Here is a 15177-nt window from a genome sequence, read left to right as displayed (position 1 = left end):
ATAAGGATGAAAAATATACTCGTACCCACCGATTTTTCGGAGAATTGCGACAAAGCCGCTGATTTGGGCATTGAAATGGCTAAACTATACGATGCGGAAATTCATTTCTTTCACTTGATACATACTCCCGTAGACTGGGTAAAACTGGACAAGTTAAAGGAGAAAAGATACCCCAAGACGCTTAGGGAAATCGGGGCGGCCAAATCCGCCTTGCGGGAATTTGAGAAAAAGGCGGAGAAGGAAAATCTAAAATGCCAGACCTTCTTGGAGTATCAGGTTGAGACCAGTAATATTCTAAAACATTCCGGTCATTTCCATCATGACTTTATTATCACGGGGAGTAGCGGTACGAAAGGCACCGCCCGTGAACTTTTTGGTAGCAATGTTGAAAAAATCGTGCGAAAATCCGATGTGCCCGTAATCGTGGTGAAAGAGGAAGAGGTCTCCTTCCCTTTTAAAAATATAGTTTTTGTCTCTGATTTCATGGAGGATGTAAGTGGTGCTTTCGAGCATGTAATTTCGATCGCAAAAAAATGCAATGCACATATTCGTTTGTTGCGTATCAACACCCAAACGGATACCAATAGCATTACTGCTGGATTGAATCCAATTAAGAAATTCTTGGAAAAGTTTCCTGATTTGAAAAATTATTCGATGTACGTCACTAACGAACCTTCTGTGGAAACGGGAATAAATACGTTCCTAAGACACGAACCTGCGGATCTGATTGCTTTGTCCACCCATGGCAGTACAGGTTTTTTAAGCTTGTTTTCCAAAAGTATCGCCGAAGGTGTGGCCAATCATTCCGCACTTCCGGTAATGACGGTTAAAATCTAAAGGCATGAATGTCGTGAACGTCACAAAATATTCGGGCGAATTGCAAGTCTTTGACCTAAACCAGCTTATTGGCTCTTTGCGGCGTTCGCGAGTAACGGTAAAAAAATTCTCGAAGATTCAGAAGAATTATGTAAAGCACATTAAACCAATAAACATCTATTAACCCTAAAAAAGAATACAGATGAAAACTAAAACATTAAAAAAACAGGACAGCATGGACCTAGAGCCATTTTACCAAGCAATGGAAGATGATCCAAGCTTACTGGAAGAAGCCTTTGAAACATTACTGGAGATGGTAAACTCCGAGCCCGGATCCGCCAAGAAACTAGCCCTTCTTATCAAAGAGGACTTTCACGATCTGTACAAGGAAATAGCGGAGCTATGCAAACCGGACCAAGATAAAGGGAACACACCTTCCTGTTGTGGGGGACTTTAAAATTTGATAAATGATCAAGACCTCAAAAACCGATTGGATCCATTGAATGGGTTTGTTAGCACATGAAGTCAAGAACCGTGAGTACAGGAAATCGGTAAAATAATAGTGATTCTTTCTTTATACAATAAAGAGAATTTAGAAGATCCGTTAGAATTATTTATGACCTAATAAACTGTAAAAAAAATGAAAAATAACAAAGTAAACATTCACTTATTAGGAGATGCAGGAACGGTTACCGGTTCAAAGTATATGATGGAATCCACCAAAAAGGAAATTCCCATTGAATGTGGTCATCATTACAACGGTATCCTCTTGGCCTCCAACTTTTTAGGATTGAAGGTAAACGACAAGCCGCTGGTGTTTTGGGGCGATATTTGCCGCACCGAAGAACCATTCCCGTACTCGCCCCAAAAACCTATAAAAGATACTTATGGCTGGGAAGCTGAAGTACCACAGCCTTACGACATTAAATGGTTGGAATTAAAACCACCAATCAGAATTGTGTACAAAGTAAAGGAAAGAATCAGCATCAACTAAGTTGTTCGATTTTATAAAAATATATACTTAGAAAAAAGAAATACAAAAATTATGAAAATCCAAAAAATTGAAGCGATCGAAATACTCGATTCAAGAGGGAATCCTACCGTAGAAGTGAATCTAAAGTTGGAAGATGGAACTACCTCCCGTGCAATGGTCCCAAGTGGCGCATCAACCGGAGAAAGGGAAGCCACCGAATTAAGAGATGGCGATAAAAAACGTTATGGAGGAAAAGGCGTTTTGAAGGCAGTTGAGAATGTAAATACTGTAATTGCGAAAGCCATTAAAGATAAAAGTATCCATACACAAAGAGAGCTTGACTATTTATTGATAGAACTGGATGGAACAAAAAACAAAGCCAAACTAGGTGCAAATGCAATACTTGGTGTTTCTATGGCCTATGCGCGAGCAAAAGCCCAGAGTGCTAAAATCCCGTTATATGAGTGCTTGGGAGGAAGCTATGCCCACATAATGCCCGTACCTTGTATGAATGTCATAAACGGCGGCAAACATGCGGACAATACATTGGATTTTCAAGAATTCATGATCGCACCTCATAGCGCGCCGTCATTTAGAGAAGCCATTCGTATGGGCGAAGAAGTGTTCCATTCCTTAAAAAATGTGTTAAAAACCAAAGGTTTAAGCACTGGAGTTGGTGACGAAGGTGGATTTGCCCCCGATTTAAAATCAAATGAACAGGCTGTCGAAATGATTTTAGAAGGAATTCATAAAGCTGGTTATAAACCGGGAATAGATGTAAGTATTTGTCTTGACCCCGCTGCCAGTGAAATGTGGGAAAATGGAATGTATAAATTTTTTAAAAGTTCCCAAAAGTTAGTTTCAAGCGATGAAATGGTGAAGCTTTGGGAAAGTTGGACAACTCAATATCCTATTGTCTTGCTTGAGGATGGTCTATCTGAAAATGACTGGGAAGGTTGGAAAAACTTAACGGATATATTAGGCGATAAAATTGAAATTGTAGGCGATGACTTGTTCTGCACCAATAAATCGATTTTAGAAAAAGGTATCGAAAAAGGGGTGGCAAACTCGATCCTGATCAAATTGAATCAAATAGGAACCGTAACCGAAACGCTTGAAACAACCGAGCTTGCTTATAAAAATTCATACAATTGTTTTGTATCGCATAGGAGCGGCGAAACAGTAGATAGTTTTATTGCGGATTTAACCGTTGCCCTAAACGCGGGACATTTAAAAACAGGAAGCGGTTGCCGTGGAGAGCGTATTGAAAAATTCAATCAACTTATGCGTATTGAAAATGAATTGGGCAAATCATCACAATTTGCCGGTTTGAAAGCATTTAAGAATGCCAAATAACACCTGACGAATAGTAGGGCTAATGATACATTTTCCACTTTTGAAGGCATGAGGAGTACCGATGACAATAGCGTTCTCTATGCCATTTCATCAAAAAATGGAATTAAGGGCCTTCTGGTGGATGCCTATGGCGTATATGCTGAAAACATTTCAGAAGCAATGAGAAAAAAATTACGATAACATTTAAATAGAACAGTATGAAATCGCCATTAACAACAAGTTTGCGAAAGCAAACACCAATGAAGATATAAGGCGATTCCATATAACCATTGAAAAACAATAAATATCAACATATGAAAACTAAATCATTTATCAAACTTGCTTCCATGGCCACCATTACCCTGTTCCTTATAAGTGGCACAGCCCCTGTCCAGGACAACGCCAGGGATATTATAGAAAAAGCCGACAACAAAAGACTCGGCAAGACCAGTTCCAGCACGATGACCTTAAAGATCATACGGCCCAAATGGACCCGAGAAATAGATTTAAAATTATGGACAAAGGGAAACGATCTTATGATGATTTTAATAACAGGTCCGGCAAGGGACCAGGGAACGGCCTTCCTGAAAAGGGGGGACGAGATCTACAACTGGGTGCCCCGTATAGAGCGCAGTATAAAGCTTCCGCCATCCAGTATGATGCAAAGTTGGATGGGCTCCGATTTTACCAATGACGATCTGGTAAAGCAATCTTCCATGGTCAATGATTACGACCATATACTGATAGGGAAGGAAGAAATAAGCGGCAGGGAAGCCTACAAGATCCTTTTAAAACCCAAAGAGGAAGCCTCCGTGGTCTGGGGAAAGGTGGAAGCCTGGGTAGATGTGGAAGAATCCCTTTTCCTGAAACTGGCCTATTACGATGAAGAAGGGGAACTGGTAAACACCCTGTTGGGCAAGAACATTAAAACAATGGGAGGCCGCACCGTAACCAGCCTTTTGGAGATAACCCCGGCCGATGAACCTGGCAATAAAACCACTTTGGAATATAAATCCATAGCATTTGACCAACCTATGGATGATAATTTTTTCTCTTTAAGAAACCTAAAAAACCTTAAATAAATGATTATTAAACTATCCTGGCGAAACTTATGGAGAAACAGGCGAAGGACCCTGATAACAGTAGCTTCCATAGTTTTCGCAATAATTTTAGCCAATATAATGGACAGCCTGCTACTGGGCCTGAACAAACAGATGGTAGATAGCCTGGTGGGCGTGTACAGCGGGCATTTTCAAATTCAGCAGGAAGGGTATTGGGAGGATAAATCGCTCCACAATTCCTTTGTGCCAAATGACAGCCTGGAAACGGCACTTGAAGGCACGGAAGGAATAAAAGGCTTTTCATACCGCCTGGAATCGGTTGCGCTGGCAGCTACCAATAAGATGACCAAGGGCACATTGGTAATGGGCATAGATCCCGATAAGGAGAAAAATATAACAGGTTTTGATAAAAAGATCATCCAGGGAAACTATCTTGGCGAAACCAACAATCAGGCTTTGGTAGGCAAAGGGTTGGCCGAAAAAATGAATATTTCGGTCGGGGACAGCCTGGTGCTGGTGGGCGAAGGCTATCACGGTGCCAGTGCTGCCGATAAATATGAAGTTTCCGGCATTATAAGGCTGGGCTCCCCGGACCTGGACAACAATATTGTGATACTAAAACTTGAGGATGCCCAATTCTTGTATGGTGCCTATGACAGGGTTACTTCCATCCCGGTCTTTTTGAGGCCAAACCAACCCCAGGAACAGGCTATAGCGAACTTGAAACCTAACCTGAATACTGATTTTATCGTCAAACCCTGGCAGGAAATGTTGCCAATGCTCACCCAGTCCATCGGCCTTATAGACGCGCTACGCGTCATTATAGTAGTGCTACTTTATGTACTTATTAGTTTTAGCATTCTCGGCACCATTATAATGATGGCGCACGAACGGATGACCGAGTTACGAATATTATTGTCCATTGGTATGCGGAAAAAGGTAATGCAGCTTATGGTATTGATCGAAACATTTTTTATGGCACTTTTTGGTGCAGTCCTGGGTTTTTTAGCGAGCTATCCTATTGTTAATTATTTCAAGGTAAATCCCATCCAATTTCGTGGCAAGGTAGCGGACGGTTGGGAATCGTTTGGGATTGACCCCATAATGCCCACTACGGTCGATTTTGGTGTTTTCACAAAACATACCCTGATCATACTTGTCATTTCGATCCTATTGTCAATTTATGCCATACATCAGATTTCAAGTTTAAAGCCTGTGGCATCAAAAAAATAAATATCGACAGATGAAACGAGCATGCTAAAAGCGTTATCACCCAAGGGAATGATTAATAGCGAACCGCATGTGACAGTTAAAAAACAATAAATATAAACACATGAAAACACTTTTAAAAATAGCATGGAGAAATATCTGGAGGAACACGACCCGAAGCCTGGTCGTGGTCATTTCATTGGCAATTGGTATTTGGGCAACGGTTATTATTCTGGCCGTTTCGGATAGTTTGCACATGGAAGCCTTAAAGGATGGTATTGAATATAAGTACGGGCATATACAAATCCAGAACCCCGATTTTATAAAGAACGAAAAATTGACCATAACCATCCCTAACGGGGAAAGAATACTGAAGGAAATTAGAACGGATGATGAAGTAAAAGCCGCCACGGCTCGTACCGAAGTATCAGGTATCATCGCCTCGGCCGGCAATTCTTCCAATGTAATCCTTATAGGTATATTGCCCGGGGCAGAAGAAAAAACCACAATGCTAAAATCAAGGTTGGCTACTGGGGAATACCTTAGCCAGAAGGTAAGGAACCCAATTATCCTTGGCGAAAGGCTGGCCAAAAAACTCAATGTAAAACCAGGGAATAAAGTAGTATTGGGCTTTGAAGGCAAAAGCGGGGAATTGATATCCTCAACGTTCAGGATTACAGGCCTATACAATGCCACCCAAACTAGGGATGAGGAAATGTTAGTTTATGCCGACCTTTATGATGTCACCAAACTGGCAGGAATTGAAGGGCAATACAACAAGATAGTTATTAAGCTCAAAGAACCTGAACAATTAGCCACTTATCTTGCTTTCCTACAGTCAAAATTCAGCCAACCGGATGTATTGGTCCAAGATTGGCGGCAGGCAAATCCTGAATTGGAACTTATCAGCGATATGATTTACCAAATGGATATTATAATGACTATAATTGTGCTTATTGCACTTGCCTTTGGGATAGTAAATACCATGTTGATGTCCATATTGGAACGTTACAAGGAATTGGGGATATTAATGGCCATTGGAATGAACAGGCGGCGTGTATTTACCATGATTGTTGTGGAAACCACCTACCTTTCTATTTTGGGCGGTGCCGTGGGGATGCTTATTGGATTTGTTACCGTTTCAATCCTTAGTTATAACGGTATCAACTTGAGCCTGTTTTCTGAAGCCTTATCAGGTTGGGGTTTTAGTGACGTTGTTTATCCAACATTGGAACCCAGGGTCTATGTGTTGATAACCGTTTTGGTCATCCTTACAGCTGTGCTCACTTCCATCTATCCGGCCGTAAAGGCCTTAATGTTAAAACCTAACGAAGCTATTAGCAAACAAAATTAATACAAAAAGTCATGAATGTCATAGAAACAAAAGACGTAAGCAAGATATACAATCCGGATACCATTCCGGTGTATGCCCTAAATAAGGTAAACCTAAACTTTGAAAAAGGGGAATTTACCGCCATTGTTGGGCCATCGGGCTCGGGCAAGACCACATTACTAAATGTTATCGGTGGTTTGGACGATGCCAGTAACGGTTCGGTAATGATCGATGGCAGCGACATCCTGAAATTATCCGGGGGCAAACTGATCGATTTCAGGTTAAGGCACATCGGCTTTGTCTTTCAGGCCTATAACCTGATACCGGTGCTTTCGGCCAAGGAGAATATCGAGTTTATAATGCTGTTGCAAAACTGGCCTACGAAGAAACGTGAGGACCGAACAAAAGAAATGTTGGAAGCCGTTGGCCTAAAAGATAAATCGGGCTCAAAACCATCACAACTTTCAGGCGGGCAGCAACAAAGGGTCGCCGTGGCCAGGGCCCTGGCTTCCAAACCCCGGTTTGTGCTGGCCGATGAACCCACGGCAAACCTGGATTCAAAATCGGCGGAAAACTTATTGGATATTATGCTGAAATTAAATAAGGAAGAGCATATCACTTTTATTTTTTCAACCCACGACCCACGGGTGATAAAAAGAGCGAGGCGGGTGATAACGCTCGAAGACGGCAAAGTAGTGTCCGACATACAACAAAATACCGAGCAGGCATTAGCAAGGCAATGAAGTTTTACCTCTATACCCTATTATTGATAGTGTTATACAACAGCAAGGCAATGGCGCAGGCCGAAGAAAAGAAATGGGAACTGAACGGTTATGTAAAAGGGCTCCAGGCCACTTCCTTTACGGATCTGGATTCCATTACCACCAACTCCCTGCTCCATAACCGGCTCAACTTCAGGTGGTATCCGTCCGATAGTTGGAAAGTTGGCATTGAAGTAAGGAACAGGCTGTTTGTGGGGGACCAAATTACGGCCAATCCGTTGTTGACCGGGATTGAGGACGATGGGATAATCGACCTCTCGGCCAATATTGTGGAAAAAAAGGATGTTCTCTTAAACACAACCCTGGACCGTTTTTGGGCACAATGGCAGGGTACCAGTTGGCAGGTTACTTTGGGTAGGCAAAGGGTGAATTGGGGCGTGGACAGGATATTCAACCCCAACGACATTTTCAACGCCTATTCTTTTATTGATTTCGATTATGAGGAACGGCCGGGCAGCGATGCCCTGCGAGTACAGTATTTTAAGGATACGGACTATACATTGGATATGGCGGTAAAGATCACCGATGACCCGGATGAACTGATTGCCGCGGCACTGTACAAGTTCAATAAATGGAATTACGATATACAATTGCTCGGAGGGATCTATAAACGCGATATTGTGGCCGGGGCCGGATGGGCGGGAAATATCAGGAACGCGGGACTTAAGACGGAACTCTCTTATTTTAGGAATTACCAAAACTTTGCCGGGGATTCCGGAACGTTTATTTCTTCGGTCTCGGTGGACTATGCCCTTCCAAATTCGCTGTACCTGTATGGGGCGTATTTTTACAATTCATCCGGGGCGAATCAAAATGCCATTGAAAATTTGGTTTCAATAAATCTGGATGTAAAAAACCTGTCTCCTTTTACGCACAACCTTTTTGCCCAGCTATCCTATGAATTCAGTGCCATAACAAACGTAGCAATGAACATTCTGTATTCCCCCGCCGATAATGCGGTTTTTATAAACCCGTCCCTGAATATCATAATGGGCGAACAATTTGATTTGTCCATTATTTCACAGAGTTTGTTTGGAAATACAAATAATTTTGATTTATTGTTCAATACAATATATACCCGTTTAAAATGGAATTTTTAAAAAATAGAATAATACAGAAAACTTAATTTAATAAACATGGAAAACCACAAAGATCACAAGGACAAAAAAATGGTCCATCCCTGCCTGCCGGCGAGGCAGGGATGGACCATTCCAGTCATGACGGCAATGCACCAATGGGAATGGCGGGACACGACCACCATAAAATGATGGTTGCGGATTTTAGAAAACGGTTTTGGGTATCATTGGTAATTACCATCCCAATTCTGTTCTTCTCACCAATGATCCAGGAATTTTTTGGTTATGATTTTCGACTTCCCGGTAATCCTTATTACCTATTTGCACTCTCTTCGTTTGTTTATTTCTGGGGTGCTTGGCCATTTTTAAAAGGATTTTATGGTGAAATGAAAACCAAAGGTGCTGGTATGATGACGCTAATATCCATGGCCATTAGTGTTGCTTATTTTTATAGCACTGCAACCGTTTTCGGACTCAAGGGCGAAGACTTCTTTTGGGAATTAAGTACCCTTATCGTTATTATGCTTTTGGGGCATTGGATAGAAATGAAGAGTGTTTTAGGAGCATCAAAAGCCTTACAATTATTGGTAAGCATGTTACCTTCAGAGGCACATAAAGTCGTTGGAGATACCATTCAAGATGTAAAGTTGGACGACCTTATAAAAGATGATATCATCTTAATTAAACCAGGTGAAAAAATTCCAGCAGATGGTGTGATAACTGAAGGTTCTAGCTACCTTAATGAATCTATGCTTACTGGAGAGTCCAAACCTGTTAAAAAAGAACTGGATGATAAGGTTATTGGTGGTGCTATAAACGGCAATAGCACCTTAAAAGTCAAGGTAGAGCATACCGGAAAAGACAGCTATCTTAGCAAAGTAATAAAGATGGTTGACGAAGCGCAACGCACCAAGTCCAAGATGCAAAACCTATCTGATAGGGCTGCAAAATGGTTAACTTATATTGCTTTAGCTATTGGATTTGGAACACTTGCAGTTTGGTTAATTTTAGGCTTTCCATTTGTGTATGCTTTAGAACGTATGGTAACCGTTATGGTTATTGCTTGTCCACACGCATTGGGTCTTGCTATTCCTTTGGTAGTGGCAATTTCAACTGCAGTTTCAGCTCAAAATGGATTGTTAATCCGGAATAGAACAGCCTTTGAAGAATCGCGTAAAATATCAGCTTTATTATTTGATAAAACAGGAACTTTAACTAAAGGAGATTTTGGAGTTACCCGAATAGAATCAGTTTCAGAAACTTATTCTGTAGATGAAATTTTGCGTTTAGCGAGTGCGCTGGAACAAAGCTCTGAACATCCTATTGCTGTAGGTATCATTAAAAAGGTAAAAGCAGATAAGGTGACTATTCCAAAGCCTGAAAAATTTAATTCCATAACTGGAAAAGGTGTCGAGGCCAATGTAGAAGGCAAGGAGATAAAAGTAGTAAGCCCGGGCTATCTGCGTGACGAAAAGATCGCCATTCCTGATGATGCGTATAGCGATGCTGCCGAAACCGTAGTATTTGTGTTGATAGATGGAAAATTAGCAGGTTATATTGCACTCTCTGATGAGATTAGACCAGAATCGGCTGAGGCTATAAAAACCTTTAAAAAGAATAATATCAAAGTATATATGGCAACTGGTGATAATGAGAAAACCGCCAAAGCTGTAAGCGATAAATTAGGATTGGATGGCTATTATGCAGAAGTTTTACCACACCAAAAAGTGGAAATTGTAAAAGACCTACAAGATAAAGGAGAATTTGTTGCCATGACAGGCGATGGTGTAAATGATGCACCTGCATTAGCACAGGCCAATGTTGGCGTTGCTGTAGGTTCTGGTTCTGATATTGCTGCCGAAACAGCCGATATTATTTTGGTAAACAGCAATCCAAAGGATATCGCCAACCTCATATTGTTCGGGAAAGCAACTTACAATAAGATGATCCAGAACCTGATATGGGCCACCGGTTATAATGTGGTTGCCATTCCGCTGGCTGCGGGCGTTTTCTATGCCTCAGGTTTTGTGCTGGGGCCAGCTATAGCAGCTGTATTTATGAGCTTGAGCACAATCATTGTAGCCATTAATGCCCAATTGTTGAAAAGAAAAATCGCTAAAAAATAATGGACAAAAAGGAAAAGCTCCACAGGATATATTTAGTATTGTTGAGTTTATTTGTGGTAATGCTCGGGTACGGTATTTTACTGCCTACCCTTCCGTATTACACGGAAAGACTGGCTCTAAAAGACAATCTGGATACGGACCTTATCAACTTCCATATCGGTATGTTGACCAGTATTTATCCGTTGTTCCAGCTCTTGTTCGTTATCGTCTGGGGCAAGCTTTCCGATAAATATGGCCGAAAACCTATAATACTATTGGGGCTTGTAGGTTTTGTCGTGATGAACTTGCTAACGGGTCTTGCCACTTCCCTGTCGATGCTCTATATGGCCCGTATCATAGGGGGCATCTTTACGTCAGCGGTCATTCCGGTCAGTAATGCCTATTTAAGTGATATTACCTCAGAAAAGCGAAGGACCAAAATAATGGCCTGGTCTGGGGTCGCTATCAGTTCCGGTGTCATATTTGGCCCTGTTCTGGGGGGATTTCTGTCGCAAACGAACCTACACTATACATACTCTTTTGGAGTGTTCCACTTAGACCGTTTTTCGGTTCCCTTTATTTTGGCAGCTCTTTTGGGCTTTGTGGTATTGCTTATAATCGTAAAATGGCTAAAGAATACGGAAGTAAAAAATCGTATTGCTTCTGGGGCAGTCAAATTCAGTTTTTCCCTTAGTAACTATTTTATCATTTTGTTGCTCTTATCCTTTGTGATGCAGTTCGTGGTTACCTTGTTCGAGACCGTGTTTTCAATTTATGGGAAGGATGAGTTGGCCTTTACAACCAATCAGGTGGGTATTGGTTTTATGCTTTGTGGTTCCGTGATGGCCGTTTTGCAACCCGTATTCGCAACCTATGGCGAAAAAATATTGACCTCTAAACAGCAAATAACATTGGGGTTATTGATATCGGGTGTTTCGTTAATCGTCTTCCCTTTTGTGAGCGGTGAACTATACATTTATGTTACTATAATAATTTTCGCAGCCGGGGGAGCCATGGTGACACCAAACCTGCTTTCGGCAGTTTCCTTAATATCCAAGGAAAACACGGGAAGGAATATATCCATTCAAAGTTCCACGAACAGTATCGGTCAAATTTTGGGTCCGGTATTGGGGACTTGGCTGATAGCGGGAGGGTTTTATTACCCTTTTATTATTGCCGGTGCAACCATTTTGGGTGCTATGGGGCTGGTTTACTTTTTGAAGCGACCAAATGAAGGGATTGACGGGCCTTTATTGGCCGACCAGCATAAAAAACTGTAATGATGGATCATTGTACCGGTACACCAACACGAACAGGGCCTAAATAAAAAAAGGCGGATGTATGAAAATCAAAATGCCTACAATGTATTTATAAAAGAATCAAAAGATGGGTAATAAAAATATAAAGTATTCTAAACATAGCACATCATCTGGAATGCTATTTTGTTAATTAAAAAAAGTGAATTATGTCAAAAAAAGTTGCAGACCTATTGGTAGAAAACCTCGTGAATGCAGGTGTTAAAAGATTGTATGCCGTAACCGGTGATAGTTTGAACCCCATAAACGATGCGGTAAGGCGGGACGGCAGGATCAGGTGGATTCACGTTCGCCACGAAGAGGCAGGCGCCTATGCCGCCTCTATGGATGCAGAACTCGATGGTATAGGCTGTTGTATGGGCAGTAGCGGCCCAGGCCACGTACATCTGATCAACGGCCTATATGATGCCAATAGGTCCGGAAACCCCGTAATCGCGATTGCCTCCACGATTAATACCGATAAACTGGGCACGGATAATTTTCAGGAGACCAACGTGGTCAAATTATTTGACGATTGCAGTATATATTGTTTTATGGCCAATACCCCGCAGCAAGCCGCACATGCTTTTCAAACGGGTATTCAGCATGCGATCGAAAAACGTGGCGTTGCGGTGGTGGGGCTTCCAGGGGATGTGGCCGCCGCAGATGCACAGGAAATCACCACGTCACATAAAAACTACAATACATGTGCCCGGCTCATCCCCGGGAAATTGGAAATGGAAGAATTGGCCCAGGTAATCGATTCCCATAAGAAAATCATGCTGTTCTGCGGCTATGGGTGCAAGGATGCCCAAGGGGAAGTCATGCAATTATCCGAAAAACTGCAGGCTCCCATGGGCTTCAGTTTTCGTGGAAAAATATTCTTTGACAAGTCCAGCAATCCTTTTGCCGTGGGACTCAACGGCCTATTGGGGAATAAATCCGGATTTAAGGCCATGCAGGAGGCCGATTTGTTGCTATTACTGGGTACCGATTTTCCTTACTCCGACTTTTTGCCGGAGAAAAATACAATCATCCAAATAGACGACAAACCGCAACGTATCGGGAGGCGCGCTAAAGTGGATTATGGCTATGCCGGAAAAATAAAGGACACCATAGAAGCCTTGCTGCCCATGATAGAGGAAAAAACCGATAAGGATTTTTTAAATGAAATGCGTAAACTCCACGAACAACAAGAAGAAAAATACGCCTCTTACGTAAAAGCCAAATCCAGTGAAAAAAACATACATCCTGAATTTGTGGCAGCGGTAGTTGATGAAGTGGCGGCAGACGATGCCATCTTTACCGTGGATACCGGCATGTCCGCAGTTTGGGCGGCACGCTATTTAAAAGGCCGGCGAGACCGCTACCTTACCGGCTCGTTCAACCATGGCTCCATGGCAAACGCCATGCCCATGGCCATTGGTGCCGGGCTTTCAAGACCAGACCGGCAAGTTATCGCCTTATGCGGCGATGGGGGCATAAGCATGCTTTTGGGCGATCTAATGACCATAAGCCAATATGATATACCGGTAAAAATTGTCGTTTTTAACAATCGGTCGCTGGGAATGGTTAAACTGGAAATGAATGTGGCCGGCTACCCAGATTGGCAAACCGATATGGAAAATCCTGATTTTGCCCAGGTGGCGCAGGCGATGAACATAGCATCTTGGAACGTGGAACAATGTGAAAATGTAGAACCCACATTAAAAAAAGCCTTTGCACACAAGGGACCTGCACTGATCAATATTTTTACAGATCCCGAAGCCCTGGCCATGCCGCCCAAAGTGAGTTTTGAACAGGTAAAGGGCTTTGCAACAAGCATGGGCAAGATGATGCTGAACGGCCAAAGTGCCGAGGTAATAGACACGGCAAAATCCAATCTTAAATATTTAAGGGAATTGTTTTAGATATAAAAACTGGGGAAGCTAAAAACATATTTTAAGTATCCTTGGGCCTATTGCCAATAATGAACGTAAGCTGAAAAAATAATATGGAGCATAAACGGACAACCCTAAAACCTCATGATAGGCTATTTCAAAATGGCACCGACAATACTGAACATATTGAGTTGGTCCATTCGGGAGAAGACTATTTTTTGCGGTTGGAAAAGTTAATCGCTAAGGCGGAAAAGGAAATCCATTTACAGACCTATATATTTGAGAACGATGAAACAGGAAACCGAATAGCTGCCTGTTTGAAGAAAGCCGCGCAACGAAAGGTAAAAGTATACGTCTTACTGGATGCCTATGGTAGTGCTGCATTACCCGATAGTTTTGCAGATGATATGGTGCAACATGGTATTTTACTTCGGTTTTTTTCGCCTTTATTCTCCTTGAACAATTTTTATATCGGCAGGCGGATGCATCATAAAATTGCGGTCGTTGATAAAAAAATAGCATTGATAGGCGGAATCAATATTGCCGATAAATACTATGGAACCGGAGCTGCGGAACCTTGGTTGGACTATGCCGTTCAGTTGAATTGCCCGGCAGCTAAGGATCTACAAATATTGTGTAGTGATTATTTTTTCAAAAAAGGAAGTTCAAAAAAAATACCACCCGTGTTACATTCGGCAGGTAGCGCACTCGTAGGAATTTTACAAAACGACTGGCTACAGCGAAAAACGGAAGTCTGTGATGCATACACCAACGCCTTCATTCACGCCAAAAAGGAAATAGTTATCGTAGGCTCGTATTTTTTACCTGGAAGTAGAATAGCAAAGGCATTGAAAAAGGCCTGTAAAAGAGGAATAAAAACAACGGTGATCTTAGCGGGCATTAGCGATGTGCCTTTGGTACGTAGGGCTACCGAACATTTGTACTTTTCTTTTCTGAATCATCATATGAGAATATTTGAATGGAACAAATCCGTAGTACACGGTAAAGCTGCGGTAGTAGATAATAAATGGTCTACCATAGGCTCATTTAACTTGAACAGTCTTAGTTGTTATGGCAGTATTGAAATGAACGTAGAAGTTCACTCGGTCAATTTTGCCAAAATTCTTCGGGCCGACTTTGAAATGGTTATAAGCCAGTGTAGCGAAATTACAAAGGGGAGTCTAAGACAGAGAGCCGGTATATTCAATAAGTTAGGTAATTGGATTTCTTACCAAATGGTACGCACAGCCATGCTTTTTCTAACCTTTCTTCCGCATTTAAGGTTTTTGAAAAATTATAGGTTATAGGGTGC

The 15177-nt window shown here is 41.9% G+C and carries 15 protein-coding genes; all 15 read left to right on the top strand.

The window, feature by feature from the left end; genetic code table 11:
- The first annotated feature begins 6 nt into the window (after window positions 1-6).
- The 15 genes from GTK07_RS16990 to GTK07_RS16925 all read left to right on the top strand — a co-directional run bounded on the left by GTK07_RS16990 (window position 7) and on the right by GTK07_RS16925 (window position 15172).
- Window positions 7-837: a universal stress protein gene (locus tag GTK07_RS16990; protein WP_119648634.1), complete on the top strand. Its 831-nt coding sequence runs from the start codon at window positions 7-9 to the stop codon at window positions 835-837.
- A gap of 181 nt (window positions 838-1018) precedes the next feature.
- Complete coding sequence (locus GTK07_RS16985) at window positions 1019-1273, top strand: hypothetical protein (RefSeq protein WP_119648635.1); 255 nt, start codon at window positions 1019-1021, stop codon at window positions 1271-1273.
- Between the two features lie 183 nt (window positions 1274-1456).
- On the top strand, window positions 1457-1810 hold the full coding sequence (locus GTK07_RS16980) for an MBL fold metallo-hydrolase (RefSeq protein ID WP_119648636.1): 354 nt from the start codon (window positions 1457-1459) through the stop codon (window positions 1808-1810).
- 51 nt (window positions 1811-1861) lie between these two features.
- A complete protein-coding gene (gene eno / locus GTK07_RS16975) occupies window positions 1862-3145 on the top strand; it encodes a phosphopyruvate hydratase (RefSeq protein WP_119648637.1) in 1284 nt (427 codons plus the stop codon).
- Between the two features lie 48 nt (window positions 3146-3193).
- Entirely contained in the window at window positions 3194-3325 is a 132-nt protein-coding gene (locus tag GTK07_RS19370; protein WP_262706560.1) for a hypothetical protein, read from the top strand.
- A 113-nt stretch (window positions 3326-3438) separates the two neighbouring features.
- Window positions 3439-4206, top strand: a complete 768-nt coding sequence (locus GTK07_RS16965) for an outer membrane lipoprotein-sorting protein (RefSeq protein WP_203583834.1) — start codon at window positions 3439-3441, stop codon at window positions 4204-4206.
- Entirely contained in the window at window positions 4207-5418 is a 1212-nt protein-coding gene (locus GTK07_RS16960; protein WP_119648638.1) for an ABC transporter permease, read from the top strand.
- Window positions 5419-5518: 100 nt separating this feature from the next.
- On the top strand, window positions 5519-6748 hold the full coding sequence (locus GTK07_RS16955) for an ABC transporter permease (protein WP_129759431.1): 1230 nt from the start codon (window positions 5519-5521) through the stop codon (window positions 6746-6748).
- An 11-nt stretch (window positions 6749-6759) separates the two neighbouring features.
- Window positions 6760-7470 (top strand): ABC transporter ATP-binding protein, encoded by a 711-nt coding sequence (locus GTK07_RS16950; protein WP_119648640.1) that lies wholly within the window; start codon window positions 6760-6762, stop codon window positions 7468-7470.
- Window positions 7467-8609: a hypothetical protein gene (locus GTK07_RS16945; protein ID WP_119648641.1), complete on the top strand. Its 1143-nt coding sequence runs from the start codon at window positions 7467-7469 to the stop codon at window positions 8607-8609. Before GTK07_RS16950 ends, GTK07_RS16945 begins: the two co-directional genes overlap by 4 nt.
- A 36-nt stretch (window positions 8610-8645) precedes the next feature.
- Window positions 8646-8777, top strand: coding sequence for a hypothetical protein (locus GTK07_RS19365; RefSeq protein WP_262887590.1), 132 nt, complete (start codon window positions 8646-8648; stop codon window positions 8775-8777).
- A complete protein-coding gene (locus GTK07_RS16940) occupies window positions 8750-10711 on the top strand; it encodes a copper-translocating P-type ATPase (protein WP_235932908.1) in 1962 nt (653 codons plus the stop codon). The genes GTK07_RS19365 and GTK07_RS16940 overlap by 28 nt, the downstream gene beginning before the upstream one ends.
- Window positions 10711-11970 (top strand): MFS transporter, encoded by a 1260-nt coding sequence (locus GTK07_RS16935; protein ID WP_163636405.1) that lies wholly within the window; start codon window positions 10711-10713, stop codon window positions 11968-11970. The genes GTK07_RS16940 and GTK07_RS16935 overlap by 1 nt, the downstream gene beginning before the upstream one ends.
- 185 nt (window positions 11971-12155) lie before the next feature.
- On the top strand, window positions 12156-13895 hold the full coding sequence (locus tag GTK07_RS16930; RefSeq protein WP_163636404.1) for a thiamine pyrophosphate-dependent enzyme: 1740 nt from the start codon (window positions 12156-12158) through the stop codon (window positions 13893-13895).
- Window positions 13896-13978: 83 nt separating this feature from the next.
- On the top strand, window positions 13979-15172 hold the full coding sequence (locus GTK07_RS16925) for a phospholipase D-like domain-containing protein (protein ID WP_163636403.1): 1194 nt from the start codon (window positions 13979-13981) through the stop codon (window positions 15170-15172).
- The last annotated feature ends 5 nt before the right edge of the window (window positions 15173-15177 follow it).

Origin of the sequence: Flagellimonas sediminis (assembly GCF_010500845.1) — a bacterium.
Taxonomy (GTDB): Bacteria; Bacteroidota; Bacteroidia; order Flavobacteriales; family Flavobacteriaceae; genus Flagellimonas; species Flagellimonas sediminis.
The sequence above is the reverse complement of the archived record's forward strand: the minus strand, read 5'-3'. Positions and strand labels throughout refer to the sequence as shown.

Bases quoted from the DNA above. Each gene is read 5' to 3' on its own strand.
- GTK07_RS16955 (WP_129759431.1), top strand. From the start codon at position 5,519: ATGAAAACACTTTTAAAAATAGCATGGAGAAATATCTGGAGGAACACG.
- GTK07_RS16965 (WP_203583834.1), top strand. From the start codon at position 3,439: ATGAAAACTAAATCATTTATCAAACTTGCTTCCATGGCCACCATTACC.
- GTK07_RS16990 (WP_119648634.1), top strand. From the start codon at position 7: ATGAAAAATATACTCGTACCCACCGATTTTTCGGAGAATTGCGACAAA.
- eno (WP_119648637.1), top strand. From the start codon at position 1,862: ATGAAAATCCAAAAAATTGAAGCGATCGAAATACTCGATTCAAGAGGG.
- GTK07_RS16980 (WP_119648636.1), top strand. From the start codon at position 1,457: ATGAAAAATAACAAAGTAAACATTCACTTATTAGGAGATGCAGGAACG.
- GTK07_RS16960 (WP_119648638.1), top strand. From the start codon at position 4,207: ATGATTATTAAACTATCCTGGCGAAACTTATGGAGAAACAGGCGAAGG.
- GTK07_RS19365 (WP_262887590.1), top strand. From the start codon at position 8,646: ATGGAAAACCACAAAGATCACAAGGACAAAAAAATGGTCCATCCCTGC.
- GTK07_RS16930 (WP_163636404.1), top strand. From the start codon at position 12,156: ATGTCAAAAAAAGTTGCAGACCTATTGGTAGAAAACCTCGTGAATGCA.
- GTK07_RS16945 (WP_119648641.1), top strand. From the start codon at position 7,467: ATGAAGTTTTACCTCTATACCCTATTATTGATAGTGTTATACAACAGC.
- GTK07_RS16985 (WP_119648635.1), top strand. From the start codon at position 1,019: ATGAAAACTAAAACATTAAAAAAACAGGACAGCATGGACCTAGAGCCA.
- GTK07_RS19370 (WP_262706560.1), top strand. From the start codon at position 3,194: ATGAGGAGTACCGATGACAATAGCGTTCTCTATGCCATTTCATCAAAA.
- GTK07_RS16940 (WP_235932908.1), top strand. From the start codon at position 8,750: ATGGCGGGACACGACCACCATAAAATGATGGTTGCGGATTTTAGAAAA.
- GTK07_RS16925 (WP_163636403.1), top strand. From the start codon at position 13,979: ATGGAGCATAAACGGACAACCCTAAAACCTCATGATAGGCTATTTCAA.
- GTK07_RS16935 (WP_163636405.1), top strand. From the start codon at position 10,711: ATGGACAAAAAGGAAAAGCTCCACAGGATATATTTAGTATTGTTGAGT.
- GTK07_RS16950 (WP_119648640.1), top strand. From the start codon at position 6,760: ATGAATGTCATAGAAACAAAAGACGTAAGCAAGATATACAATCCGGAT.